Below are 24,600 nucleotides of genomic sequence, written 5' to 3' on the forward strand. Positions count from 1 at the left end.
ACGGGCAGGTCCTCGCCCGGCCGGGGTGACCGCGAATCATCGTCGGCGCCGACGGGTGACACCATCGGCGACAGAGGACCGGTTCGAGGCACGGGGGTGAGGATGGGAAGTTACGCGTTGGGTGACGTCACTTTCATCGTGGTCGGCCTCCGTCGCGAGCGCCCGGGACCGCCGGTGCTGGAGCCACTCCTGCGAGAGGTCCAGGCCGGCACGCTGCGCGTCCTCGACCTCCTCGTCGTGCGCCGGGGTGCGGACGAGCCCCGCGTGATGGAGATCGATGGGGACGACCTCGCCCTCGCCGGCCTGGGCCTCTACACACCCGGCCTGATCTCACTCGACGACGTGGGCCATTTCCTTCCGTGGGTTCCTCCGGGATCGACGGCTGCCGTCATCCTGGTGGAGCAACGCTGGGACGTGCGCTTCATCCAGGAGGTCGAAGAGTTGGGCGATCAGGTTCTGGCGACACAGGCGATCCCCTCCGCGATCGCGAACGCGGCCCTCGTGGCGACGCTCGGCAGGGTCCGCTGAACCACGGAATCACACCATCGCGAGCACGGCTTCCCGTCGGGACGAGACGCCGAGCTTGCGGTAGATCGCGCGCTGATGGGTCTTGACCGTGTTGACCGATACGCACAACTCCTTGGCGATCTCCGGCAACGTCCGCGGCGTCTGCATCTGGTGGAACACGTCGCGCTCGCGCTCGGACAGCCGATCGGTCGCGGACCCGACGAGCTCGACGGCGAGACATCGGCTGATGAAGTCCTCGAACTGCGTCCCATGGTGCAGGTGCGCCCGCAGCAGCCGGCGCACCGCGACCTCCCGCGGGCCGAAGAGCACGAGGAGGTTCTCCTCCGAGGCCACGGCGAGAGCCGCCTCGCACAGCTCATGGGCATCCGCGTGATGCCCCGTCCCCCGCCGGAGAACCGCCGCCGTGATCAGCGTCGCCGCTTTCACGTACGACACTTCGGTCGACGTGTGCAACGATCGCAGCATCTCCAGCGCCGCGGCAGGCTCCTCCGCCCGTCGCAGGATCCCCGAGAGCGCGACCCCGACGAGTGGAAGGTCCGTGCCACCGACGTACTTCCGCGCGATCCGCAGAGCCCGCTCCCTCCGCCCCACCGCCTCTTCCAGCAGCGCCACGGAAGACTCGCGGAATGCAGGCCATGGCACACCCTGCACCACGTCTACGGGGAGGTCCTGCACACCGATCGCGGCGCGGCGGCACGTCGCGGGGTCTCCTGTGAGCGCTGCCGCGTAGGCGCTCATCATGCGCGCATGCCCGGCGAGATCCCGGCCGGCTCCAGCCTCTTCGCGCGCGGCCCCGAAGAGTCGGAGTGCCTCGTCAGCCTCCGCGGACCAGTAGGCGACCCACCCCGCCGCCGCCGGGGCGCTCCCCCGGGCGAACGTGTTCACCGGAAGCCGGATATCCGCGACACTCCCGTTCTCGGACAGCACGGATGCGGCCTCGGCAAGACGGCCGGATGTGGCGAGGCCGTACGCGAGGTGCCCGAGGGCGCGGGCCGTCAGCTCCGCGTCGCCCGCGTCCCGCGCCTCCCGTGCCGCAGCGGAGAAGTACTCGACGGCGAGCTCGGGGGCGTGGCGATCGCGCAACGCGGTCCATCCGAGGAGGTGGTTGAGGGCCACCCGTCCGCCGTACATCCTGTCGTCCTCCGCCTGCAGCAGTGTGCGGATCTCCGCGCCGGAGGCCGCGGTTCCTGCGGAGGACTCGGTGAGCAGCAGCCGGACGATGTGCAGGACAGCGGGATCGTCGGACCCGGGCTCCCGCTCGAGGATGACCTCGGCCCGTCGACACAGGTCGCGAGCCACGCGATGGTCTCCGAGGACGTCGCTGGCGCCGGCACGGACGAGCAGCAGGTGCGGGTCGTCCGGTGTGTCGTGCAAGAGCATGGTCGCGGCCCGCTCCACCTCGCGGGCGGAAGCGCCGACGACCAGTCCCAGCCAGTGACGGAGCAGGATGGCCCTGGCGCCGGTCCGGTCGCCCGCGCGGCGGGCGTGGCTCACGGCCGCGATCGGGTCCCTGCGCTCCAGAGCGCGGGCGGCGCGCCGGTGGACAGCGGCAGAGCGGACGGCATCCGCACGAGCAAGGTCCGCGCACCGGCGCGCGAAGGCCGGGTGCCAGCGGTAGGAAGGACCGTCCGGGCCGTCGAAGCGGTCGAGGAACAACCCGAGCCGGACGCACGTCTCGAGCGCATCCGCCGCGTCCTCCCTGCCGGTCACCTCCGCGGCGGTCTCCGGCGTGAGCTCCGCACAGGAGGTGCCGTCGAGGACGAAAGCGGCGAGTGAAGACGGCAGCGCACCGAGAACGTGCTCGCGGACGTAATCGCCGAGGAAGGCGGCGGCGGTCGACGCGCGGGTCGACGGCAGAGCGCCGCCGACCAGTACGAGCCGGACGGCGATCGGCCACCCTCCCGTCTCCTCCCGAACCGCGTCCGCGTCGAGTCCGCCGGACGGCGAGTCCGCCAGGCTGCGTATCTCGTCCGTCGAGAAGGCGAGCGCTTCGGAGCCGATGAACGACCCGGGATGCATGAGCCGATGACGCGAGAGCGTCACCTCGATCAACGTGGTGCCGACGAGGATGAGGCGCAGGCCGTCCGGCGGCTGCTCCGCGAGGAGGCCGAGGAGCCCGTCGCGCCACGCCTCGCCCGCACGGTGCGCATCGTCGACGACGAGGTGCACCGGATTCCGGCCATCGTGGAGCGCCGCACAGAGCTCCCGATAAGCGCGCACCGGGTCCTCCAGATCGCCGCGGACGACGAAGTCGCGCCCATCGCGCTCGGCGGCGAGCGCGAGCGCGTGCACGATGCCGGCCGTCAGCAGGGCCGGGTCGTCATCCGAGGCGCTCAGGCAGAGCCAGGCGACGTCCTCACGGGCCGACGCCCACGCGCTGACGGCTGTCGTCTTCCCGTAGCCGCTGGGGGCACTGATGACGGTCACGCCGTCCGCGGTCAACGCATCCGCGATCGCCGCGGTGACGCGCTCCCGCGGCAGAGTCCCGATGGGAAGGGCGGGGGGCCGGAAACGCATCGCCGGCCCCGGCCTCGTGGAACGTACGGGAGGCGACATGGCAACACGTAATCACGGGGCCGCGCCCCCTCACAGGTCTCCGCTCGGCAATCACCCGGATGAACTCCGTCGCCGCGGCTCAGATCTTGATCGGGAACGTGGCGAGCAGGACGACCCCGACGACCGCGATGACGCCGCTGAGCACGAAGAACACCGTGCGTCGCCACGTCGCCCGCTGATTCTGCGAGAGCGCGGCGAAGAACAGCACCAGGGCGAACAGCACCGTCAGGAGGGAGTAGTCGTCCCCGCGCTGGTTGTTCCGCAGCGCGTCGGCGAAGCGGGCATCCGCCTCCGCCGACAGCTCCTCGGCCGCCCGCGTTCCCGGCGGGACGTACTCCGCCATCACGAACGGCCCCCGTTCGCTCCTGCCATCCGCCACCCAGGCGTCGAAGGCGACGGCGAACTCGTCGGTGAACCGCTGTTCCACGAACTCGACGAGGTCCTGCCGCCCGTCCGCCTCGGCGAGCACCCATTCCGTGTAGAGGGTGAGGTCGTACTGTCGCGCGGCCTGAGCGGTCGCCTGCGCCGAGGCCGCCTGCACCCGCGCGGAGGATGCCTGGCTGAAGGCGATGGACATCTCGCCTCCCCACTTCGAGGCCTCGAACCCGCACCAGGCGGTGAGCACGGCGGTCACCGCCAGGAGCACCACCGTGGCGATGTCGAGGAACCGGTGCGGCGACCGGGTCCCGCTCTTCGTGTCCATGCCCTCATTGTCCGGCCGCGCGGCGGCGGGTCGCCCGCAGGTCACCCGGACCGGGTGAGCGCCCTCCCGTCCGGGAACGGGCGAGCCGCGGGGCCGTCGCCCGCGCGGAGGTTACGCTGGCCGCGTGACCTCCACCCCGTCCTCACCCGGCCCCGCCGACCGTAGCCTGCCGCCCGCCCTGCGGATCCTGCTCCTCCTGGCGGCGAGCGCGATCGTCCTCGCGGGCATCTCCCTGTCGCGGGAGGTCTTCGGCCCGCTAGCCCTGGCGATCGTCATCGTGGTGATCTGCGAGCCGATCCGCCGCCCCTTCCAGCGCCCCGGTCGGCCCGCCTGGATCGGGACGACCGCCGTGATCGTGCTCGCGTATGTGATCCTGCTGGCGATGGCGGCGCTGCTGTGGTTGGCCGGCACCCAGTTCGCCCGGCTCGTCGGCGATCTCGCGTCACAGGACGGCCTCCTGCGGACCGCCGACCAGGTCGTCGCCTGGTTGCAGTCGCTGGGGCTCGACCAGGAGGCGGCGGACGCCGCAGCCTCGGTCCTCGACCCGGAGACCCTTCTCGGCGTGGCGGGGAGTCTGGGCAGCGCCGTGCTGGGGGTGGCCACCGCGCTGTTCTTCGTCTGCGCGTACATCATCTTCCTCGCAGCCGATGCGGCGCGCTATCGGCAGGCGCCTGGACTCTTCGGTGCCACGCACGGCCCGGTCCTGCAGCGCATCGCCCGGCTGCAGACGGGAGTCCGCCGCTACTACGTGGTCAACGCCGCGTTCGGTGCCGTCGTGGCGATCATCGACGGTCTCGCCCTGTGGTGGATGGGCGTCCCGGCCCCCGTGGTGTGGGCGATCCTCGCGTTCGTCACGAATTTCATCCCCAACATCGGCTTCGTGTTGGGACTCATCCCGCCGGCCATCCTCGCGTTCGTCGTGGGCGGTTGGCCGCTGCTGCTCGGCGTCATCGCCGTGTACTGCGTCGTGAACGTCGTCCTCCAGGTGCTCGTCCAGCCGAAGTTCGTCAGCGATGCCGTCGATCTGAGCCTGACGCTGAGCTTCTTCTCGGTGATCTTCTGGACCTTCGTGATCGGACCGCTGGGGGCCATCCTCTCGATCCCGCTCACGCTGCTCGTCCGGGCCCTCGTCCTCGAGGGCGATCCGGGTTCGACCTGGGTGCGCTGGCTCAGCGGCGACCGCACCGCGCTCCCGGAGCCGACGCCGCCCTCCCCACCTCCCGCCGCGCCCACCCGACGCCGTCTCCGGCGCCGCTGACGCCGAGCCGACGCCGGAAATCACCAGGGCGAGGTTCCTCTCCGCTCTGTTCGTCGACGTCCGACGATGCCATCGTGAAGCCGGAACGACCCGCCGGACGACGAAGGGAGATGGCATGCCGCGTCCGCTCGCCGGACTCACCCGACGAAACCTCGCGACCGAGCTCACCGCGGGCGTCACGCTTCTCGCGATCGCCATCCCTCTCAACATCGGCTACGCGCAGATCGCCGGTCTCCCCGCGACCGCGGGCCTGTATGCCCTGATCGTCCCGACCGTGGTCTACGCGCTCGTCGTGTCGTCGCGTCAACTCGTCGCCTCCCCCGATGCCGCCGCCGCGGCGCTCGTGGCGTCGTCCATCGGCGGCCTGGCCGTCGCGGGCAGCGCCGACTACGCGACCCTCGCTCTCGCGCAGGCCATCCTCTGCGGCGTCATGTTCCTGCTGCTCGCCGTCTTCAAGCTCGGCTTCCTGGCGAACTTCCTCTCCAAGCCGATCCTGGTCGGGTTCGTGGGAGGCCTGGCGCTCGACATCATGGTCAGCCAGATCGCGAAGATGCTCGGCGTGAAGATCGATTCCGGAGCGGAATTCGTCGACAAGGTCGTCGACCTGGTTACCGGCCTCCCGACGCTCAACGGCTGGTCCGTGCTCCTCGCCGGCGTCTCGGTCGCGGTGCTGCTCCTCGGGCAGCGTTTCCTCCGCGCGGTGCCCTGGGCCCTGATCGTCCTCGTCGCGACGACGGTCGTCGTCGTCCTCACAGGTCTCGACGGTCGAGGCGTCGCGGTGCTCGGCGAGGTCCCGGCCGGCCCTCCTGCTCTCACGTGGCCGATCATCGACTGGTCGCTGTGGCTCGCCCTCGTCCCCTCCGCGATCGCACTGACGCTCGTGACCACGGCGGAGGGCCTGCTCGTCTCGCGGTCCTACGCCGAGAAGCACCGCTACCCGTTCCACGCCAACCGCGACCTCCTGGCTTTCGGCGTCGCGAACGTCGCCGCCGGCGCGCAGGGCAGCTTCGCGGTCGGATCCTCCACCTCGAGGACCGCGGCGATGGACCAGGCGGGCTCTCGCACCCAACTCCCCGCGCTCGTGCTCGCTGTCGGGACGCTCTTGCTGCTGCTCTTCGGCACCGCGCTCCTCGCCGACATCCCCTCCCCGGCGATCGGCGCCATCGTCGGCGTCGCCATCATCCCCCTGCTCGGCATCCGCGACTTCATCCGCCTCTGGCACCTGGACCGCTTCGAGTTCGTCATCGGCGCGGTCTGCTTCCTCGTGACGCTGTTCGTCGGCTCGATCGCCGGGATCGTCGTCGCCTTCGTGCTCGCCCTCATCAATCTCGCCCAGCGCGCCTCGCACCCCGCGATCGACGTGCTGGAGTCCTCCGGCGACCCTGGCGAGTCCCTGTTGGAAGACGCTCCCGCCGGCACGACCACCGCGCCGGGCGTGATCGTCGTCCGGCTCGCGGCCCCGCTGTTCTTTGCCAACGGTGCCGTGTTCTCCACCGCTGTGAAGGACGCCGTCCGCGCGGCCGGGCCGTCCGCCGTCCAGCACGTCGTCATCGACATGGAGGCCGTCACCGACGTCGACGTCACCGGCGCTGAGGCCTTCCAGGCCCTGCGGGAGTGGCTGGGCACGCAGTCGATCTCCCTGGCTTTCAGCCGTGTCCGCCCGAATACGCTGCGCCGGCTCCGATCGCTGGGACTCCTCGACCGAGAACCCGTCTACGCCACCAACCGCGCCGCTATCAACGGCCTCGCGCCGGCCCCCGCCGCATCGGCGGCTCCGCACAGGAAGGACGACTGAATGGGTCCCGTCATCGGAGAGATCCTCCCCCTCGCCGTGGGAGTGGCGATCAGCCCCGTCCCGATCATCGCCGCGATCCTCATGCTGCTGTCCCCGAAAGCGCGCGTCACGAGCGTCGGCTTCCTGCTGGGCTGGATCCTCGGCATCGTGGCCGCGGTCACAATCTTCACCCTCATCTCGGCGGTACTCCCGGAGCAGGACCCGGATGCCTCCCGCCCGATCCGCGGCATCATCCAGCTCATCCTCGGTGCCCTCCTGCTCGTCCTGGCCGTCGGGCAATGGCGCAAACGCCCGAAGGCAGGACAGACCGCTGCGCTGCCGCCATGGATGAAGGCGATCGACACGATGTCCTTCGGCACCGCGCTCGGCCTCGGACTGCTGCTGTCGGCCGTGAACCCGAAGAATCTCCTGCTCTCCGCCGGCGCCGGGGTCGACATCGGCGCCGCCTCCGTGGACGCCGGCTCCTCGATCGTCGTGATCGCCGTGTTCACCCTGATCGGCGCATCGACGGTTCTCGTGCCTGTGGTCGGCTACCTTTTCGCGGCCGCGCGGCTGCGGGCTCCGCTGGACGCACTGCGCGGCTGGCTCGCCGCCGAGAACGCCGTCATCATGGCCGTGCTGCTGCTCGTGATCGGCGTGTCCATGATCGGCAAGGGCATCGGCAGCTTCTGAGCGCTGTGCCGGCGGCACCGACGCGGCCGGGAAGGAGGGACGCATGGGCGAGCTCATCGTCTCGCTGCTCCCCGTGGTCCTCGGAGTGGTCCTGAGCCCGCTGGCCATCATGGCGCTCGTGGCGGTGCTGGTCTCCCGACGCGCCCGCGCCAATGGGATCGCCTACCTGCTCGGCTGGCTGGTGGGTCTCGCCGGTCTGCTGGTCCTCTTCCTCTGGGTGTTCCGCGCCGTCGCCGTCCACGAGCAGTTCGAACCGCCGCTCTGGGTGCCCGTCGTGCGTCTGCTGCTCGGCGTCTTCCTCACGAGCGCCGCGGTCTGGGTGTATCGCAAAGGGCGGGCGCGGATCGCCGCCATGGCCGCGGCCTCCTCGCCGCGAGAGGTCGTCGCCGCCTCGCCCCAGCTGCCGGGATGGCTGCACTCGGTGGAGTCCTTCCGACCCGGACGCACCTTCCTGCTGGGACTCGCCCTGTTCGTCCTTAACCCCGTCGACGCCTCCTGCGCGGTCATCGCCGCCCTCGACATCTCGTTGGCCGACGTCGGCCCCGCCGCCACCGTCGCCGTCACCGTCGCCTTCGTCATCCTCGGGGCGCTGCCCATCGCCGCCCCCGTGCTGTACGTCGTCGCTCGCGGGGTGTCCGCGCAACCGGCACTGGATCGCCTGCGCACGTGGATCGCGGGGAACACGCACATCCTCAACGCCGCGATGCTGCTCGTGATCGGTGTCCTGCAGCTGGACAAGGCGGTCAGCGCCCTCGTCTGATCAGAGCGCGCGATGCGCCCCACCGGAGATCACCCGGATGAACGCGGCCCGCGGCTGGTGACCCCACGAGAGGACGACAGTACTGTGCGGGGAAAGGCGGTTCGGCAGAGATGAAGGAGATGGACATGGCCCGTGACTTCCAGGGCAGAATCGAACTCGACGTCCGCGACTCGGAGGCGGATTGGGATGCTTTCCTCCCGGCGAAGCCGCGCGAGGGCGCGCCGAATGTGCTCGTCGTGCTCTATGACGACACGGGCATGGCGGCCTGGTCCCCGTACGGCGGACGCATCAACATGCCGACCATGGACCGCCTGGCGCAGAACGGTCTGACGTACTCCCAGTGGCATACGACGGCCCTCTGCTCCCCCACCCGGTCGACGTTCCTCACCGGACGCAACCACCATCTCAACGGTTTCGCGACGATCTCGGAGTCGTCCACGGGGTTCCCCGGCTACAACTCCCACATCCCGGACTCGAACACCACGATGGCCCACGTCCTCCGCGACGCCGGCTGGTCGACGTTCTGGGTGGGCAAGAACCACAACGTCCCGATCGACGAGTGGACGGCCGGCGCCTCCAAGAAGCACTGGCCGCTGGCGCAGGGCTACGACCGGTTCTATGGCTTCATCGGCGGGGAGACCAACAACTGGTATCCCTCGCTCGCCGAGGACAACCACTACATCGACCAGCCCTACCTCCCCGAAGAGGGCTACCACCTGTCGAAGGACCTCGCCGACCAGGCGCTGTCGATGATCCGGGACGTGAAGCAGACCGAGCCGGACAAGCCCTGGTACCTCTGGTTCTGCCCCGGCGCCAATCACGCGCCGCATCACGCACCGCAGGAGTACATCGACAAGTACAAGGGGGCTTTCGACGACGGCTACGAGGCCTACCGCGAATGGGTGCTCGCCCGGATGATCGAGAAAGGGATCGTCCCGGAGGGCACGGAGCTCACCGCGCTGAACCCCATGCCGGAAGGCGCCTTCGCCGCTGCCGATGAGGTGCGCCCCTGGAGCTCACTGAACGACGAGGAGAAGGCGATGTTCTCACGCATGGCGGAGGTCTACGCCGGCTTCAGCGAGTACACCGACGCCCAGGTCGGCCGCATCGTGGACTACCTGGAGGAGTCGGGCCAGCTCGACAACACCCTCATCATCTACTGCGCCGACAACGGCGCCTCCGGCGAAGGCAGCCCGAACGGCTCGGTGAACGAGGGCAAGATCTTCGGCGGGTACCCGGACGACGAGGCCGAGAACCTGCGCATGGTCGACAAGCTCGGCTCCCCCGACACGTACAACCACTACCCGACGGGGTGGGCCGCGGCGTTCTCGACACCTTACAAGATGTTCAAGCGCTACACCTATCAGGGAGGCGTCTGCGATCCGCTCGTGATCCACTGGCCGGCCGGCATCCGCGCGCGCGGCGAGATCCGTCATCAGTACCACCACTCGACCGACATCGTCCCGACGATCCTGGAGGCCTGCGGCGTCGACTTCCCCGAGGTGTATGGCGGCATCGAACAGACGCCGCTCTCCGGTGTCTCGATGGCGTACTCTTTCGACGCCGCCCCGGAGGCGCCGACGGAGAAGGAGACGCAGTACTACGAGATGTTCGGGCAGCGCGGCATCTGGCACAAGGGTTGGAAGGCCGTCACCGTCCACGGACCGATCAGCGGAAAGGGGCACTTCGACGAGGACGAGTGGGAGCTGTACCACACCGACGTCGACCGTGCCGAGGCCGTCAACCTCGCCGCGGAGCATCCGGACAAGCTCGAGGAACTCAAGGCGCTCTGGATGGAGGAGGCGAAGGCCAATGCGGTGCTTCCCCTGAACGACCTTCAAATCATCGGCAACCCGAAGGACTTCGAGACCTTCGTGGCGATGGAGTTCCATCAGCCGGCGCCACCCTCCGGTCGGTTCGTCTACTACCCCGGCACCAGCGAAGTGCCGGAGCGGTCGGCGGCGAACACCCACGGCGTCTCCTTCAAGATCGCGGCGGAAGTCGAGTTCACCCCGGAAACCGAGGGCGTCATCTTCGCGCACGGCTCCCGATTCGGCGGACACGCTCTGGTGGTCAAGGACGGCGAGGTGCACTACGTCTACAACTTCCTGGGCATCCCGCCCGAGGACCGCATCTCCGGCCCTGCGCCGACCTCGGGGAAGCACATCATCGGCGTCGAGTTCGTCAAGGAGAGCATGGGCGAGTACCGGGAGGGCGTCGGTCCCGCGCGGCTCTACATCGACGAGGAGCAGGTCGCCGAGAAGCAGATCCGCACGGTCCTCGGTCACTTCTCCCTCTGCGGTGAGGGCCTGACGATCGGGCGGGACAGCGCCGACCCCGTGTCGTCCCTGTACGGCTACGGCTTCGACTTCCGCGGCGGGAGCATCGCCCAGGTCGTGTTCGACATCGCCGACGACGCCTACCTCGACCTGGAGGCGCACCTGGCGGCGGCCATGGCCCGCGACTGACCCCGACGGCGGCCGCCCCGTCCCTCAGAGCAATCCGAGGGCCTGGGCGGCTGCCGTCACCCCGTCGCGATCCGAGACCCCCAGCTTGCGGTAGATGTTGCGCACGTGCGTCTTCACCGTGTTCGGGGAGATGTACTCCTGCTGTGCGATCTGCCGCAGCGTGGCGTTGCGGCTCAAGGCGCTCAGCACGATGCGCTCCCGCTGCGTCAGCTCCTCCTCGACGAGGACTCCGGCGGCAGACAGCCGCTCCCGTACCCGATCGGCGAAGTGCGTCCGGGCTCCCGCCGTCGCCCTGGCCGCCAGCAGTCGCGACACGATCGGGCCCGCCTCGGCGACGCGGCGCACGTGGTCCTCCGGTTCAGCGAGGGCGAGAGCGGTCGCCAGCGCGAACTGCGCGCGGTCCGGCTCACCCTCGTGCACGTCGAGCTCGGCTTCCACCAGCCACGCGTCGATCACGGAGGCCGGCAGCAGACACGGCACGCTCCCTTCCAGCACCGGAGCGAGCGCCCCGCGGGCGATGCCCTCGCGGCGGTCATGAACGGCGGCGATCGCCCGGAGAACGAGCACGTCGCCGGTATCCCCCAGTGCATCCTCGAGGTCGGCGATGAATCGGTCGCGGAGCGTCGGCTCGCCCAGCCGGTCGAAGGCGTGTACGGCGAACGGCCCCATCATGGCGTACCAATGCGGCGGGAGCGGCAGGTCTTCCCGGGGAGTCAGGGTGTCCAGGAGCAGGACGGCGGCTTCCCGGGGGTCGCTCGCCAGGTCCGCCGCGAGCAGGGCGCGCATTCCGTGCAGCCCCCGCCCGATCGCCGCCTCTCCGGCGTCGGCGATCACTCGCGCTGCGCCCTGCAAGGTCTCGCCCTCCGCGAGGGGCTGCATCTCCTCGTAGGGAACCCAGAAGCGCCAGACCCGCGTCACCTCGAAGAACGCGTTGTCCGGCTCGTCGAGCTCTCGCCACCGGTGCTCCAGAGCGAGTCCCGCCTCGATCGCGTCTCGGAGTCTGCCCCGGAAGAGGACGCTCGTGGCGAGCACGGCCTCCGCCTGGAGCTCTGCCGCCCGCGCCCCGATCGCGCGGGCGAGATCCGCCGCCAGCCGGGCATCCGCTTCCGCGCGGTCGAGCCGGCCCACGTACAGCTCGGCGGTCGCCGCCTCGAGGAGGGCGTAGGTGTCGAGCTGATCTTCGCCGCTGAGGTTCCGCAGATCGGCGCCGGCGGCGTCGAGGGTTTCGGCGATCCCGCCTCGCCGCAGCGCGGTGTGCAGCGCGATCCCGTACCGCCAGCGTCGTGCGGCGTCGGACTCGCCCTCGCCGCTCGCGGTGACGATCACGGCCGTCGAGACGTCCCCGCTGCTCAGTTCCGCCGCGGCGATCAGCATGCGCACGGTCGGCACGGCCTGCCGCGTCACGGGCAGCTCCGCCATCACCTCCCGCACCAGATCCGCCCGGCCGTCCAACACCAGCTGCATTCCGCACCGACGGAGGACACCGGTCGTGCAGGCCGTCTCGCCACCGCGCACGGCATGACGCAACGCGAGGAGCGGCTGACGCTGCCCGGCGAACCAGTCCGCCGCCCGCCGGTGCAGCTCCTCCACACGGTCGACGCCGGTCTCTCGGAGACGCCCGAGCAGGAATTCCCGCAGCAGCGGCGGATACCGGTACTGCGGCGGCTCCGCGGCGTCGGGGCCGACGAGGACCTGCAGGCGGAGCAGGCGGTCGATCAGCGCCGGGACCGTCCCGGCTTCGGAGAGCACGGCCGCGAGCTCGGCGGTGAAGGACTCGACGACTGCCGTCGCCTCCAGGAAGGACCGGAGCTCGCCGTCCAGGTCGGCGAGGACCTCCTCCACGAAGTAGTCCACGACCTCGGGGGCGTCCCCGCGCAGCGGGTGGGGAAGGACGGCCCGCTCCCCTGCCGCGTCGAGCATCATGAGCTGTAGGCCGGTGGCCCATCCCTCCGTGCGGGCGAGGACCGTGCTGATCTCCCCCTGGGAGAGCCTGATGCCTCGGGCTCGGAAGAACGACCGGACCTCGGCGGGAGTGAAGGCGAGAGCGCGGGCGTCGAGCTCGAGCGCCACTCCCGCGATGCGTCGGCGCGCGAGAGGGATGGCCCTGGCTGGGCCGTCTCCTCGTCCTCCACCCGATGCACGTTGTCGACGACGATGACGATACGGCTCTTCGCCTCCTGGAGGGCACGAGCGAGCGCGCGCGCCGTGGCGGCGGAGCGCACGGTGGGCACGCCGGCGAGGGCGTCCTGCAGGCCACGGTCGTCGATCCGCTCGAGGGCCGTACGCACCAGGGGCAGGTCCGCTTCTCCGCGTTCCAGAGCCACCCACACCAACTCGATGTCGGGAACGGTGCGGAGGTCCTGCGCCCACTGCGAGAGCAGCCTCGTCTTCCCCGAGCCCGCCGGCGCGCTCACGAGCGTGAGGGTCCACGGCCCGTCCATCGCGGCCGTCAGCCGTGAGAGCAGCCGCTCTCGACGGACCTCACCCTTCCCCGACACGGGTGCCGGGCTCTCGCCCGTTCCCGTCTTCCAGGCATTGTGCAGCACTCGAAACCCCCCGATTTCGATTCTTGCTCCCCCCTCGCGTGCAGTCTATTGCAGGGTGGGAGCGATCCCGCAAGAGCGAATCGTGTCACGACTCATTCGGAGACCTTCGCCCCTTCCGGTCTCCGCATCGCGAGCAGTGCCGGGACCAGGGCCCCGAAGAACAGCGCGAGCGCGATGCCGAGAAGGGTCTCCAGGGTGCGTTCCAGGAACCGGGCGGCAGGGGGCTCGGCCGAGGTCGACAGCAGCAGGGTGAGCACCAGGAAGGTCGTGAAGGCCGGCGCGACGTACCACCTGCTCTCCTGCACGGCGCAGAGGGACCCGAGAGTGAGGCCGATGGCCACGCCGACCATCGCCCCGTTCGGGGACAGCACGGCGAAGCCGGCGGCGGCCAGCGCCCCGACGAGCACGGAGGTCGCACGTCCGACGCTCCGCAGCACGAGTTGCCCGCGCACCGGGCGCATGACGAGCAGCACCGCACCGGTGGCCCAGCCCACGTGCTCGAGCCCCAGCGCGAAGCCGATGGCGGCCGCTGTCGCCGCGGCCGCCCCCAGCAGCACCCCGTAGACGACCATGGCGCGCCCCTTCGGCACGGCAGCCGGCGTACCGTCACCGATCGATCGTTCCGGCCAGAGCAGTGCCACGAGCCATGCGTAGACGGAACCCGCGAGGATCGCGGCCGCCACGGCGATCGTGGCGGCCGAGAACGGAAAGCTGAGGCCGATGCCGACCAGGGGCAGGACGAGGGTCAGTGCGAGCTGTCCCGCGCGCCCTCGCGCCGCGAGCATGCTGGCCCCCACGGAGAGCAGGGCGAGAGCGAGCACGGCGAGGACCGGCACCAGGGCGAGTGCCGCCCCGAGCAAGAGGCCCAGAGCGACGAGGGCACCGAGGAACGGGATCGCCGCCCTGGCCCGTCGCCGCGGGGGCAGTCCGACGACGGCTGCCGGCAGGACCCCGATGCTCAGCGCCAGTGCGACCGCGGGGTCGAACGGCGCGACGACGATCGTGGGCACGGCGTAGAGCACACCGAGACCGAATCGCGACCACTGCCAGCTCAGGGCCCCGCGCGCCGCCATCCCGGCCTCGCTCCCCGGTGCTGGCTGCGGCTGGGCATCGTCTCCCCCGTCTCGGTCGTCCCAGGATTCCTCCGTGCCGTCAGCCTAGGGAGGGGGCGGCCGCACGTCAGCGCTCGTCGGGCACTTCACCCGGGTGAACGCCGCCGCTCGGCTCGGCATCGGCGGAGGCCTGGAGCCCCGCCTCGACGGCGGGGTGCACGCGCCCCGCCTCGGCCAACGCGGTGTACCACGGCGTCCGCGCCGCGACGACGACGGCGTCCTGCGGCAGGGCGGCGAGCTGGAGCTGCACGCCGAGCTGACTCAGCTCCCGATCGAGGGACTCCAGCGCGTCGAGCACCGTGATCGACATCACGACCTGCTGCGGCAGACCGAGGACCACCGTGCGCACCGGTTCGGCCTGAGCGGTGACGGTCTCGACGATGAGGCGCTCGTTGGCGAGCGCATTCGCGGTGTACAACCCTCGCTCGAGCTCCAGACCGAGCGCGCTTCCCCGCCGGTCCACCACGCGGACGCGAGGGATGTTCAGCTCACGCAGCACGAGGACCAGCGTCACCACGACGCCGACGGCCACGGCAGGGAGGAGCCCCGCCGTCAGACCGATCGCCGCGACGGCGGTGGCCACCCAGAAGTCCATCCTGCTGATGCGCGCCCACCGCACGAGCTCGGGGATGTTGATGAGTCCGGCCACCGCGGTGAAGACCATCGCGGCGAGCGTCGCCTCGGGGAGCAAACTGAGCACGGGGGCGAGGAAGAGCGCGACGAGGACGGCGAGCGCCACGGTCGTCAGCGTCGCGAGCTGGGAACGGGCACCGGCACCCTGGTTGACGGCGCTCTGCGAGAATCCCCCCGCCGCCGGCATGGCCGCGAAGAACGCGCCGACGGTGTTCGCCGCCCCGGTCGCGAACAACTCCTGATCGCTGTCGATCTGCGGTTCCCTCGCCTGGCGCAGACTCCGCGCGACAGCAGCGGACTCGAGGAAGGCCATCACCGCGATGGCGAGCGCCCCAGGGACGAGTGCGACCGCCTCCGAGACGTCGGGGATGCCCGGGGTCGGGAGGCCGCCGGCCACCGGCGCGATCAGGTCGACGCCGAGATCGTCGATTCCGCCGATCCCCACGAGCAGCATCCCCCCGGCGACGACGACGAGCGTGCCGGGGACCCGCGGGGCGAAGCGCTTGAGCAGGAGCAGGGTGGCGATGGAGCCGACCGAGAGCAGGACGGTGGGCACGTTGACGCTGTCGAATGCTCCGCCGACGGCGAAGAGAGAGCGGAGGAACCCGTGGCCGGAGAAGTCGAAGGACTCCCCCAGGAGCTTCGGGAGCTGCCCCACCGCGACGGTCGCCCCGACGCCGATCTTCAATCCGAGGACGGTGGCTCCGCTGATGTTCTCGACGAGCGACCCCAGTCGGCAGGCACGCGCCAGCAGCAGGACGACGCCGACGAGGAGAGTGAGCATCATGAGCGCACCGATCGCGTCGTCCGCGCCCGCGGCGACACCCGCCGAGACCAGCGTCGTCGCGGTGAGGGTGGCGATGGTCGACGTCGTGGAGACGCTCATCGCCCTGCTGCCGCCCAGGAGCGCGTACACGAACATCGGCACGATGCACGTGTAGAGACCGACTTCGACCGGGAGGTTCGCGATGGTGGCGTACGCCATGGCCTGCGGCACCACGACCGCACCCGCGGACAGTCCGGCCAGCACATCGCGCACGATCCAGCGGCGCTGGTAGCCGTCCAGGGTGCTCAGCAACCAGGACGGTCTGCGCGCTGCGCTCATAAGGGGCTCCCTCCGCCGTCGAGGGAAGCGTACTGCCGGCGGCACGGCCGCGGAGGACCGGGAGCCTCTCGGTCGGCGAGTCACCAGGGTGAACTCGACGCGGAACCGGTGCGCCGGCGCCACGCCCGCCGGTATGGTCCCAGCGTGCCCCCGGCCACGGCGGGCACCGAGAGAGGAGCAGTCATGGGATTTTGGGCATCGTTCTGGGACATCATCTGGTGGTTCCTGTGGATCTTCGCCTTCACCGCGTATCTCTTCGCGCTGTTCGCGATCATCGGGGACCTGTTCCGTGACCACAAGCTGAGCGGCTGGTGGAAGGCGGTGTGGGTCTTCTTCCTGATCTTCGTCCCGTTCCTCACCGCGCTCGTGTACCTCATCGCCCGCGGCAACGGCATGGCCGAACGCAGCGCCGCTGAGGCCCGGCGGGCGCAGGAGGCCGCGAACGCGTACATCCAGCAGGTCGCGGGCAGCAGTCCGAGCGAGGAGATCGCCAAGGCCAAGGCCCTCCTCGACGCCGGCACGATCACGCCGGACGAGTACTCGCTCCTCAAAGTGAAGGCTCTCCAGTAACACGGCGAGCGGCTGCCACCGGCCGGAGGAGGCTGCGGTATGGACCTGCAGGATCTCCTGCCCACCGACATCGATTGGTGGCAGCTGCTGCTCGCGCTGCTCGTCGCGATCGCGACCTGGATCCTCTCCCGGTTCGCGCGCCGCGGCACCACCGCCCTCCTCCGCCGCGCGCCGGGGATCTCGGCCGCCGTCGGGACCGCGATCGCGCAGTTCGTCGGCTACGCCATCCTCCTGCTGGGCTTCGGCATCGCCCTCGCGATGCTCGGCGCCAACGTGCAGCCCCTCCTCGCGATCGTCGTCATCCTCGGTATCGTCGCGATCCTCGTGCTCCGCGGTGTCGCCGACAACTTCGCTGCGGGGGTGCTACTGCAGGCGCGACAGACCGTCCGCATCGGCGACGAGATCGTCGTCGAAGCGCTGGACACGGTGATCGCCGGCACGGTGACCGAGCTCAACGCCCGCGCCGTCATCCTGCACACCGTGGACGGCCGCACCCTCCACATCCCGAACGCGCGACTGCTCTCCGACCCGGTCGTCAACGACTCCACGCACGGAGCCCGACGCAGCGACGTGGAGGTCCGAGTGCGGCGGAACGGATCGACGCGGATCGACGATCTCCTCGGACCGCTCATCGCCGCCGCATCGACGGCGGAGGGTGTGCACCGCGGGGAGGCCGTCCGGGCGCTCGTGCTCAGCGTGAGCGACGACCGACTGATCGCGCGGCTGCAGTTCTGGCATCACCCGTTGCACGGAGCTGCGGTGAGCGCCGCCGTCGTGGTCGCCGTGTTCGACGCTCTCGGCGCGCTCGGCGTGACCGGCACGGTCACCAGCGTCCCTGCCGCGCCTCCGCTGGTACCCTCCGATCCCGTCTAGGACACGGGTGCGCGATGTCGGTCCCCTCGGGCAAGATCGGGCCATGGACATCACCTTCCTGCAGCCGGACGGCCTCGTCCGCAGCCCGGCCTTCAGCCACGCCGCCGTCATTCCCGGCGGAGCCACCACCGTCTACATCGGCGGGCAGAACGGCGTCGATGCCTCCGGCGCCGTCGTCTCCTCCGATGTCGGCGCACAGTCGCTCCGCGCTCTCGACAACGCGCGGCTCGCGCTGGAGTCCGCGGGGGCGACGCTCGACGACGTCGTGAGTTGGACCATCCTCATCCACCAGGACGCTGATCTGCGAGCGGCGTACGGCGCCGTGGCCTCCACCCTCGCCCGGGACGGTGCTCCGCCTCTGGTGACCGCCGCCCGGGTGGCTGGCCTCGGCGTGCCCGGAGCCCTCATCGAGGTGAGCGCGATCGCGGCGATGGTCGGCGACTGATCAGATGCGGCCGCGTACGGGCGTGCGCTCGACACCGTCCGGCACGTCGGGCATGGTCATCTCGGCACGCACGCCGAGGAGCCGCACCTCCCGGTCACCGTCGAGGGTCTCGCCCAGGGCGAGCGCCGCCGCGACGACCTCCTCGCGGTCCGTCGTCGGCGCCAGGAGCTTCCGGCCGAAGGTCTTCGTCTCGAACGGCGCGTACCGCACCTTGAGGTGCACCCGCATCACCGGACGCTTTTCGGCGGCGCAGTCGTCGAACGCCTGTCCCGCGAGCTCCTTCAGCGCCGCCTGCACGGCGTCGCGTGTCGTGAGGTTCTGCTGATACGTGGTCTCCCGACTGTGACTTCGCGCGACCCAGGGCGTGTTGTCCACGATGCGGGGCCCCAGCCCGGAACCCAGGCCGAGGTACCACCGCCCCATCTTCGGGCCGAACTCCGCCACGAGCGCCGCCTCGTCCGCCGCCGCGAGTTCCCGCACCGTGATGATGCCGTGCCCCGCGAGCCTCTTCTGGACCTTCGGTCCCACACCCCAGAGGTCACGGGTGGGCCGGTCTCCCATCACGGCGAACCAGTTGTCGCCCGTCAGCCGGAAGACGCCCTGCGGCTTGCCGAACTCCGTCGCGATCTTCGCCCGCACCTTGTTGTCACCGATCCCGACGGAACAGTGCAGACCCGTGGCCTCCTGCACCGCCTGTTGCGCGGTCCGCGCCACCACCTCCGGCTCGTCGGTGGTGACGCCGAGGAAGCACTCGTCCCACCCGATCACCTCGAGCACCATATCCGGCAGTGTCCGCAGCGCCGCCATCACCTCGTCGGATGCACGCTCGTACTCCGCGTGATCCACGGGCAGGAACACCGCGTCCTCCGGCGCTTTCCGCGCCGCGATCTTCAACGGCATCCCCGAGCCGATCCCGAAGGCACGGGCCTCGTACGACGCGGTCGACACGACCGCTCGCTCCGTCGGGTCTCCCCGTCCCCCGACGATCAGCGGGCGCCCCGCGAGCTCCGGGCGGCGTCGCACCTCGACCGCGGCGATGAACTGGTCCATGTCGACGTGCAGCACCCACTCGGCCATGCATCGAGTGTGACCGCTGACGGCCGGGAAGTCACCCCGTCAGACGAGGAAGATCGGCAGGAGTCCCGGGTTGTGGGCGTGGACGAGGACGGCGAAGACGACGGCATCGAAGAGCAGGTGCACCGTGACGACGTAGGCCAGCGAGTGCGTCCGGAGGAAGATGAACCCCTGCAGGAGCGCGAACGGGATGGTCAGCAGCGGCCCCCACTCCCGGTACCCCAGCTCCCAGAGGAAGGAGACGAACACGACGGCCTGCAGCACGTTCGCCAGCGCATCGGGGAAATGACGGCGCAGCAGCGCGAAGACGGTGCAGATGAAGAACAGCTCGTCCCAGATGCCGACCGCGCCGACGCCGACGAAGAGCCGGGCGATGAGGTCCGGCGTGTCCACAACCGGCCAGTTCTGGTACACACCGCTGGTGATGAAGTAGTAAGGCAGGATCAGCCAGCCGAGCACGAGCACGGCGACGAGCCAGCCCCAGTGGAGCTTCCCCCAGCGCTGCCCCGTCCGCCAGGGGAACCGGATCGCGCGGTCTCGGAAGGCGAATCGCGAGAGCAGATAAGGCACGAGCACCGCGCCGCCGAGCGCGAGCGTGAAGCGCAGCATCGCCAGGTTGTCGAGCTCAGCCGCGAGGGGGATGACGCTCACGATCAGCATGCCGACCGCGATCAGGGCGAGGTCTCTGGTGAGCGACGGCGACCGGGGGCCGTCGGCCGCGGTGCGTGCCTGCCCGCGGCGTTCGAGAACCGCGGCGATCGCGAGCCCGAGCGCCAGCAGCAGCCAGCCGAGCCAGGGCAGCGCCGCGACGAAGAAGGCGGGGGCGGCACCGCACACCAGTGCTGCCGGCACGACCCGCGCGCCCACGGGGGCGACCGTCGGGGCCTGGGTCATGCACGCTCCCGTCGGCGATAGACGAGATCACGGATGTCGCGACCCTTCGCGATGCCCTTCCGCTCGAAGGCGGTCATCACGCGACCGTCGAACCGCTCGGCCCAGTCGCCGTCGAACGCCCGCTCGAAGACGGGATCAGCGTCGAGGACCTCGCGCATCTGCAGCGCGTAGTCCTCCCAGTCCGTCGCCAGCCGGAGCAACCCGCCGTCGCGCAGCGCCCGTGCAGCCGTGCCGCCGAACCCCGGACGCACCAGACGACGCTTGGTGTGGCGCTTCTTGTGCCAAGGATCGGGGAAGAAGATCCACACCTCGGCCGCCGCGGCCTCCGGCAGGTACGAGGAGAGCACCTCCGGCGCGTTGGCCTCGACGACGCGCAGATTCCGGGCGCCTGCCCGATCCGCGTCGAGCATGGTCCGGGCGACCCCGGCTCGGAAGACCTCCACGGCGAGGAAGTCGTCGTGCGGACGGCTCGTGGCGGCCGCGACGATGGCGTGCCCCTGACCCGATCCGATCTCGACGAAGAGATCCGCCTCCCTGCCGTACTCGGCAGCGATGTCGAGCCGTGCATCGGGGTGCACGGAGGTCCACGCCACCGCGCGCGGCACATCCAGCAGGTAGTGCGGGGCGAGGTCGGAGAAGGCGCGCTCCTGCGCCTCGGACATCCGGCCGCTCCGGCGCACGAAGGACACCGGTTCGTCGCGGAAAGTACGCGGTTCGGGCATGGATCCAGGGTAGCTGTCGGCGGCGCCGCGCCCCGACGCGCTCAGACGACGGGCTCGGTGACGAAGTCGATCAGCTCCTCCACGCGGCCGAGGAGGGCGGGCTCGAGGTCGCGATAGGTCGTGACCTTCGACAGGATGTGCTGCCAGGCGCGGGCTGTGTCCGCCTGCGTGTCGTGCGGCCAGCCGAAGGCCCGGCAGATGCCGGTCTTCCAGTCGACGCCGCGCGGGATCTCCGGCCACGCCGCGATCCCGAGCGCGCGCGGGGTGACGCACTGCCAGACGTCGACGAAAGGGTGTCCGACGATGCGGACGTGACGGCCGTGCGGGCCGCGGGCGACGGCGTCGGCGATGCGCGACTCCTTCGACCCCGGTACGAGGTGGTCGACGAGCACGCCGTAGCGCCGCCGCGCGCTCGGCGGCTCCGCCGCGAGGAGTTCGTCGAGCAGGTCCACGCCCTGCAGGTACTCGACGACGACGCCCTCGACGCGCAGGTCCGCCCCCCACACCTTCTCCACCAGCTCGGCATCGTGCCGTCCCTCGACGAGGATGCGGCTGGGGAGCGCCGTCCGCGCGCGCTGGTCCGCGACGGCGAAGGAGCCGGACGCCGTGCGGCGCGGGCCCTGCGCGGAGGCGGAAGGCACCGCGAGGCGGACCGGCGCGCCGTCGATGAGGAAGCCGCCGCCGAGGGGGAACAGGCGCCGCCGCCCGAGCCGATCCTCGAGTTCCACGGTGCCGCCCTGCACCTTCGTGACCGCCCCGCAGAAGCCGTCCGCCGCGACCTCGACCACGAGGTCGAGCTCCGCGGCCACCTGCGGCACGGGCTTCGCACCCCGCTCACGCCATCCTGCCGCCAGCACGTCCGCTCCGTACCTGTCGTCCATGCCTTCCAGCGTATGTGTCTCCGCTGAGGGCGAACGGTGAGACGCGCGCGAGTGCTGTCGCGTGTCGGACCCAATGCATAGACTCGACACATGGGGCTCGGCTGCCGGTCGGAGGGAACACGATGACGAAACGGTGGCTGACGCTGGCTGCTCTGGCTCTCGCGGTCGCGACGGGTGCGCTGTCCGCCTCGGCGGCATCGGCGACCGACCCGCTCTCGCTCGACTCCGGGTATGTGACCGACCAGGCCGATGTCCTCTCCCCCTCCGAGGAGGAACAGGTCGAGGCGCGACTGCAGGAGCTCACGGCGAACTCCTCCGCCGACCTCTTCGTCGTTCTCGTCGACGACTTCACCAGTCCGAGCGACAGCGTCGCCTGGGCCGACCAGGTCGCGAACGACAACGGCCTCGGCCCGGATCAGTACCTGCTCGCGATCGCCGTCGAGGGGCGGAGCCTCTACATCTCCGCCGATTCCTCCGGTCCGCTGAGCGACGGGCAGCTCGCCGCTGTCGAGGACGCCATCGCCCCACTCGCCGGCAGCGGAGACTGGGTCGGGGCGATCACGCTCGCCGCCGACGAGATCCAGGGCGACGGCGGTGCCGGGGCGCTCCGCGTCACCCTGATCGTCGTCGGGGTGGTGGCCGTCGCGCTCCTGATCTGGCTCATCGTGGCGCTGATCCGACGCGCGCGCCGCAACGCGGCCGTCCGTGAGCGGGGCGCCATGCCGGAGACCCCCGATCCCGCCGACCCCTTCTCGACGTTGACCGATGCGCAGGTCGACCAGCAGGCCGGCGTCGCACTGGTCCGCGCCGACGACGCCATCACCTCCAGCCGGGAGGAGCTGGGCTTCGCCGTGGCGCAATACGGCGAGGGGGCGACCGCGGCGTTCTCCCGCGCCGTCGACGAGGCGAAGGCGAAGATCGCCGAGGCGTTCGACCTCCGGCAGAAGCTCGACGACGAGATCGAGGACTCCATCCACGACCGGCGCGCGTGGCACATCCGCATCATCCGGCTCGCCGACGAGATCGACGACATCCTCGACGACAACACCGAGGCGTTCGACGAGCTGCGCAAGCTGCAGGAGAACGCGCCGCAGGAACTGGAGCGCGTGCGTCGGGAGCGCGACGAGCTGACGCCGCTCCTCGCCTCGGCCGCACCCGCGCTCGCCGCTCTCTCCGAAACGTACGACCAGAGCGCGCTGACCACCGTGGCGGACAATCCCGCTCAGGCGCAGGAACGTGCGGCCCTCGCAGATCGCTCGATCGACGCGGCGGCTCAGGCGCTGACCGCCGGGCGCAGCGGGGAGGCCGCGTTCGCGATCCGCACCGCCGAACAGGCGGTCGCGCAGGCCGCGCAGCTGGTCCAGGCGATCACCGCCCTCGGCACCGAGCTGTCCGCCATCGAAGCGCAGGCGCAGTCTCTCGTCGCGGAGCTGCAGGCCGATGTCACGGCAGCAGCGCAGCTCCCCGATCCGTCCGGAACTCTGGCCTCCGCGTCCGGCGCCGTCACCGCGCAGCTGCAGGCCGCGCACGCTGAACTCCTCGGCACGCCGCGGAACCCGCAGCGCGCCCTGGACGCCCTCACCGCCGCGAACGCCCAGATCGACGGCGCGATCGCCCAGGGGCGCGAAGCCGTGGACCGCGCGCGCCGAGCACAGCAGCTCCTCGAGCAGACGCTCGTCCAGGCCGGATCCGAGATCCGCGCCGCGCGTGACTTCATCGAGACGCGCCGCGGCACGGTGGGGTCCACTGCCCGCACCCGGCTCGCCGCGGCGGACGCCGCGCTCACCCAGGCGCTCACCCTGCGCGCGACCGAGGTCGAACGCGCCCTCGCCGAGGCGCAGCGCGCCCTCAGTCTGGCGCGCGAGGCCACATCCGCGGCGGAGGCCGACCTGCGCGCGTACTCCCCCGGCGGCTACGCGGACGACGGCTGGGGCGGTCTCTTCAGCGGTTCCGGCTCCCGCTCGGGCGGCTCCGGCATCGGCGGCGACATCCTCGGCGGGATCATCGGCGGACTCCTCGCCGGCGGCGGCGGAGGCGGCGGCTCCTCGCGACGCAGCAGCAGCTGGCGCTCGTCCGGAGGCTTCCGCAGCTCCGGCTTCGGCGGCGGCTCCCGCAGCGGCGGCGGCCGCGGACGCTCCGGAGGTCGACGCTTCTGATCCTCCGCACAGACACATACGCCAAGCTCTCGAAGACGCCCCTCTGAAAGGAACCACGCATGACCAAGCAGTCCATCTTCGGACGGATCTCCACTCTCGTCCGCGCGAACATCAACGCCCTCCTCGATTCTGCGGAGGACCCGCAGAAGATGCTCGACCAGCTCGTCCGCGACTACACCAACAGCATCGCCGACGCCGAGTCCGCCATCGCGGAGACCATCGGCAACCTGCGGTTGCTGGAGCGGGACCACGAGGAAGACGTGCAGGCGGCGACCGAGTGGGGCAACAAGGCCCTGGCCGCCAGCCGCAAGGCCGACGAGATGCGCGGCGCGGGCAACACCGCCGACGCCGACAAGTTCGACAACCTCGCGAAGATCGCCCTGCAGCGCCAGATCAGCGCCGAGCGCGAGGCCACCGGCGCGGAGCCGCAGATCGCGGCCCAGACGGAGATCGTCGACAAGCTCAAGAGCGGCCTGAACGGCATGAAGGACAAGCTCAACGAGCTGAAGAACAAGCGCAGCGAGCTCCTCGCCCGCGCCAAGGTCGCCGAGGCGCAGACCAAGGTGCAGGACGCGGTCAGCTCGATCAACGTGCTCGACCCCACCAGCGAACTGGGTCGGTTCGAGGACAAGGTCCGTCGGCAGGAGGCCATCGCCCAGGGCAAGGCGGAGATCGCCGCGTCCAGCCTCGACGCGCAGTTCGAGAGCCTCGAAGACCTCGGAGAGCTCACCGAGGTCGAGGCACGACTCGCCGAGCTGAAGGCCGGCGGCAGCGCGCCGCGGCAGGCCCTCGAAGGCAACTGACACCGTCGCGGATGCCCGGGCCCGTGCCCGGGCATCCGCCGTTCCC

At 70.7% G+C, this 24,600-nt stretch carries 20 protein-coding genes and 1 pseudogene; 11 read left to right on the forward strand and 10 right to left on the reverse strand.

Features of this window, described 5'->3' with window-relative positions:
• The first annotated feature begins 102 nt into the window (after positions 1 to 102).
• Positions 103 to 528 carry a DUF6325 family protein gene (locus CYL12_RS17110; protein WP_158297101.1) on the forward strand — a complete coding sequence of 142 codons (426 nt, stop codon included), beginning with the start codon at positions 103 to 105 and terminating at the stop codon, positions 526 to 528.
• A gap of 9 nt (positions 529 to 537) precedes the next feature.
• On the opposite strand, the gene CYL12_RS05870 is transcribed toward CYL12_RS17110, so the two are convergent.
• Both CYL12_RS05870 and CYL12_RS05875 read right to left on the reverse strand, forming a co-directional pair.
• The gene (locus tag CYL12_RS05870) at positions 538 to 3,045 is read right to left on the reverse strand and encodes a LuxR C-terminal-related transcriptional regulator (RefSeq protein ID WP_101846356.1); all 2,508 of its coding nucleotides are present in this window, start codon (positions 3,043 to 3,045) and stop codon (positions 538 to 540) included.
• Between the two features lie 118 nt (positions 3,046 to 3,163).
• Positions 3,164 to 3,787 carry a hypothetical protein gene (locus tag CYL12_RS05875; protein WP_101846358.1) on the reverse strand — a complete coding sequence of 208 codons (624 nt, stop codon included), beginning with the start codon at positions 3,785 to 3,787 and terminating at the stop codon, positions 3,164 to 3,166.
• Between the two features lie 124 nt (positions 3,788 to 3,911).
• On the opposite strand from CYL12_RS05875, the gene CYL12_RS05880 reads away from it, so the two are divergent.
• The 5 genes from CYL12_RS05880 to CYL12_RS05900 all read left to right on the forward strand — a co-directional run bounded on the left by CYL12_RS05880 (position 3,912) and on the right by CYL12_RS05900 (position 10,740).
• Positions 3,912 to 5,045 (forward strand): AI-2E family transporter, encoded by a 1,134-nt coding sequence (locus CYL12_RS05880; protein ID WP_233486844.1) that lies wholly within the window; start codon positions 3,912 to 3,914, stop codon positions 5,043 to 5,045.
• 115 nt (positions 5,046 to 5,160) lie between these two features.
• Positions 5,161 to 6,840, forward strand: coding sequence for a SulP family inorganic anion transporter (locus CYL12_RS05885; protein ID WP_101846360.1), 1,680 nt, complete (start codon positions 5,161 to 5,163; stop codon positions 6,838 to 6,840).
• Positions 6,841 to 7,512 (forward strand): GAP family protein, encoded by a 672-nt coding sequence (locus CYL12_RS05890; protein WP_101846363.1) that lies wholly within the window; start codon positions 6,841 to 6,843, stop codon positions 7,510 to 7,512.
• A gap of 43 nt (positions 7,513 to 7,555) precedes the next feature.
• Positions 7,556 to 8,272, forward strand: a complete 717-nt coding sequence (locus tag CYL12_RS05895; RefSeq protein ID WP_101846365.1) for a GAP family protein — start codon at positions 7,556 to 7,558, stop codon at positions 8,270 to 8,272.
• 125 nt (positions 8,273 to 8,397) lie between these two features.
• A complete protein-coding gene (locus CYL12_RS05900; protein WP_101846367.1) occupies positions 8,398 to 10,740 on the forward strand; it encodes an arylsulfatase in 2,343 nt (780 codons plus the stop codon).
• A 24-nt stretch (positions 10,741 to 10,764) separates the two neighbouring features.
• Here the strand turns inward: CYL12_RS05900 and CYL12_RS05905 are convergent, their stop codons facing one another.
• The 4 genes and pseudogenes from CYL12_RS05905 to CYL12_RS05920 all read right to left on the reverse strand — a co-directional run bounded on the left by CYL12_RS05905 (position 10,765) and on the right by CYL12_RS05920 (position 16,136).
• A complete protein-coding gene (locus CYL12_RS05905) occupies positions 10,765 to 12,810 on the reverse strand; it encodes a LuxR C-terminal-related transcriptional regulator (RefSeq protein ID WP_101846369.1) in 2,046 nt (681 codons plus the stop codon).
• Positions 12,811 to 12,872: 62 nt separating this feature from the next.
• Positions 12,873 to 13,181: pseudogene (locus CYL12_RS17530) on the reverse strand (hypothetical protein); the annotation flags it as partial.
• A gap of 197 nt (positions 13,182 to 13,378) precedes the next feature.
• The gene (locus CYL12_RS05915) at positions 13,379 to 14,359 is read right to left on the reverse strand and encodes an FUSC family protein (RefSeq protein ID WP_101846374.1); all 981 of its coding nucleotides are present in this window, start codon (positions 14,357 to 14,359) and stop codon (positions 13,379 to 13,381) included.
• 106 nt (positions 14,360 to 14,465) lie between these two features.
• Positions 14,466 to 16,136 carry a SulP family inorganic anion transporter gene (locus CYL12_RS05920; RefSeq protein WP_233486845.1) on the reverse strand — a complete coding sequence of 557 codons (1,671 nt, stop codon included), beginning with the start codon at positions 16,134 to 16,136 and terminating at the stop codon, positions 14,466 to 14,468.
• Positions 16,137 to 16,319: 183 nt separating this feature from the next.
• On the opposite strand from CYL12_RS05920, the gene CYL12_RS05925 reads away from it, so the two are divergent.
• From CYL12_RS05925 to CYL12_RS05935, 3 genes are read left to right on the forward strand one after another with little or no spacing between them, the layout of a single operon-like run.
• Positions 16,320 to 16,706, forward strand: a complete 387-nt coding sequence (locus tag CYL12_RS05925) for a PLDc N-terminal domain-containing protein (RefSeq protein ID WP_101846376.1) — start codon at positions 16,320 to 16,322, stop codon at positions 16,704 to 16,706.
• A 39-nt stretch (positions 16,707 to 16,745) separates the two neighbouring features.
• On the forward strand, positions 16,746 to 17,579 hold the full coding sequence (locus CYL12_RS05930; protein WP_101846378.1) for a mechanosensitive ion channel family protein: 834 nt from the start codon (positions 16,746 to 16,748) through the stop codon (positions 17,577 to 17,579).
• Between the two features lie 43 nt (positions 17,580 to 17,622).
• On the forward strand, positions 17,623 to 18,024 hold the full coding sequence (locus CYL12_RS05935; protein WP_101846380.1) for a RidA family protein: 402 nt from the start codon (positions 17,623 to 17,625) through the stop codon (positions 18,022 to 18,024).
• Here the strand turns inward: CYL12_RS05935 and CYL12_RS05940 are convergent, their stop codons facing one another.
• Genes CYL12_RS05940 through CYL12_RS05955 form a run of 4 tightly spaced genes read right to left on the reverse strand, consistent with a single transcriptional unit; the run spans position 18,025 to position 21,595 of the window.
• Positions 18,025 to 19,101: a DNA polymerase IV gene (locus tag CYL12_RS05940; protein WP_101846382.1), complete on the reverse strand. Its 1,077-nt coding sequence runs from the start codon at positions 19,099 to 19,101 to the stop codon at positions 18,025 to 18,027.
• A gap of 39 nt (positions 19,102 to 19,140) precedes the next feature.
• Positions 19,141 to 19,992: a CPBP family intramembrane glutamic endopeptidase gene (locus CYL12_RS05945; protein WP_101846384.1), complete on the reverse strand. Its 852-nt coding sequence runs from the start codon at positions 19,990 to 19,992 to the stop codon at positions 19,141 to 19,143.
• Positions 19,989 to 20,714 carry a tRNA (guanosine(46)-N7)-methyltransferase TrmB gene (gene trmB, locus CYL12_RS05950; RefSeq protein ID WP_101846386.1) on the reverse strand — a complete coding sequence of 242 codons (726 nt, stop codon included), beginning with the start codon at positions 20,712 to 20,714 and terminating at the stop codon, positions 19,989 to 19,991. The genes CYL12_RS05945 and trmB overlap by 4 nt, the downstream gene beginning before the upstream one ends.
• A 41-nt stretch (positions 20,715 to 20,755) precedes the next feature.
• The gene (locus CYL12_RS05955; protein ID WP_101846388.1) at positions 20,756 to 21,595 is read right to left on the reverse strand and encodes a DUF3097 domain-containing protein; all 840 of its coding nucleotides are present in this window, start codon (positions 21,593 to 21,595) and stop codon (positions 20,756 to 20,758) included.
• Positions 21,596 to 21,717: 122 nt separating this feature from the next.
• On the opposite strand from CYL12_RS05955, the gene CYL12_RS05960 reads away from it, so the two are divergent.
• Positions 21,718 to 23,751 (forward strand): TPM domain-containing protein, encoded by a 2,034-nt coding sequence (locus CYL12_RS05960; protein ID WP_101846390.1) that lies wholly within the window; start codon positions 21,718 to 21,720, stop codon positions 23,749 to 23,751.
• A 59-nt stretch (positions 23,752 to 23,810) separates the two neighbouring features.
• Complete coding sequence (locus CYL12_RS05965) at positions 23,811 to 24,554, forward strand: PspA/IM30 family protein (protein ID WP_101846393.1); 744 nt, start codon at positions 23,811 to 23,813, stop codon at positions 24,552 to 24,554.
• Positions 24,555 to 24,600: the final 46 nt, after the last annotated feature.

It is taken from the genome of Zhihengliuella sp. ISTPL4 (assembly GCF_002848265.1).
Classification (GTDB): Bacteria; Actinomycetota; Actinomycetes; order Actinomycetales; family Microbacteriaceae; genus Microbacterium.

Excerpts from the sequence above, each read along its gene's own strand:
- CYL12_RS17110 (WP_158297101.1), top strand. The coding sequence starts at position 103 with ATGGGAAGTTACGCGTTGGGTGACGTCACTTTCATCGTGGTCGGCCTC.
- CYL12_RS05870 (WP_101846356.1), bottom strand. The coding sequence starts at position 3,045 with ATGCGTTTCCGGCCCCCCGCCCTTCCCATCGGGACTCTGCCGCGGGAG.
- CYL12_RS05875 (WP_101846358.1), bottom strand. The coding sequence starts at position 3,787 with ATGGACACGAAGAGCGGGACCCGGTCGCCGCACCGGTTCCTCGACATC.
- CYL12_RS05885 (WP_101846360.1), top strand. The coding sequence starts at position 5,161 with ATGCCGCGTCCGCTCGCCGGACTCACCCGACGAAACCTCGCGACCGAG.
- CYL12_RS05890 (WP_101846363.1), top strand. The coding sequence starts at position 6,841 with ATGGGTCCCGTCATCGGAGAGATCCTCCCCCTCGCCGTGGGAGTGGCG.
- CYL12_RS05895 (WP_101846365.1), top strand. The coding sequence starts at position 7,556 with ATGGGCGAGCTCATCGTCTCGCTGCTCCCCGTGGTCCTCGGAGTGGTC.
- CYL12_RS05900 (WP_101846367.1), top strand. The coding sequence starts at position 8,398 with ATGGCCCGTGACTTCCAGGGCAGAATCGAACTCGACGTCCGCGACTCG.
- CYL12_RS05915 (WP_101846374.1), bottom strand. The coding sequence starts at position 14,359 with ATGGCGGCGCGCGGGGCCCTGAGCTGGCAGTGGTCGCGATTCGGTCTC.
- CYL12_RS05920 (WP_233486845.1), bottom strand. The coding sequence starts at position 16,136 with ATGAGCGCAGCGCGCAGACCGTCCTGGTTGCTGAGCACCCTGGACGGC.
- CYL12_RS05925 (WP_101846376.1), top strand. The coding sequence starts at position 16,320 with ATGGGATTTTGGGCATCGTTCTGGGACATCATCTGGTGGTTCCTGTGG.
- CYL12_RS05930 (WP_101846378.1), top strand. The coding sequence starts at position 16,746 with ATGGACCTGCAGGATCTCCTGCCCACCGACATCGATTGGTGGCAGCTG.
- CYL12_RS05935 (WP_101846380.1), top strand. The coding sequence starts at position 17,623 with ATGGACATCACCTTCCTGCAGCCGGACGGCCTCGTCCGCAGCCCGGCC.
- CYL12_RS05940 (WP_101846382.1), bottom strand. The coding sequence starts at position 19,101 with ATGGCCGAGTGGGTGCTGCACGTCGACATGGACCAGTTCATCGCCGCG.
- CYL12_RS05945 (WP_101846384.1), bottom strand. The coding sequence starts at position 19,992 with ATGACCCAGGCCCCGACGGTCGCCCCCGTGGGCGCGCGGGTCGTGCCG.
- trmB (WP_101846386.1), bottom strand. The coding sequence starts at position 20,714 with ATGCCCGAACCGCGTACTTTCCGCGACGAACCGGTGTCCTTCGTGCGC.
- CYL12_RS05955 (WP_101846388.1), bottom strand. The coding sequence starts at position 21,595 with ATGGACGACAGGTACGGAGCGGACGTGCTGGCGGCAGGATGGCGTGAG.
- CYL12_RS05960 (WP_101846390.1), top strand. The coding sequence starts at position 21,718 with ATGACGAAACGGTGGCTGACGCTGGCTGCTCTGGCTCTCGCGGTCGCG.
- CYL12_RS05965 (WP_101846393.1), top strand. The coding sequence starts at position 23,811 with ATGACCAAGCAGTCCATCTTCGGACGGATCTCCACTCTCGTCCGCGCG.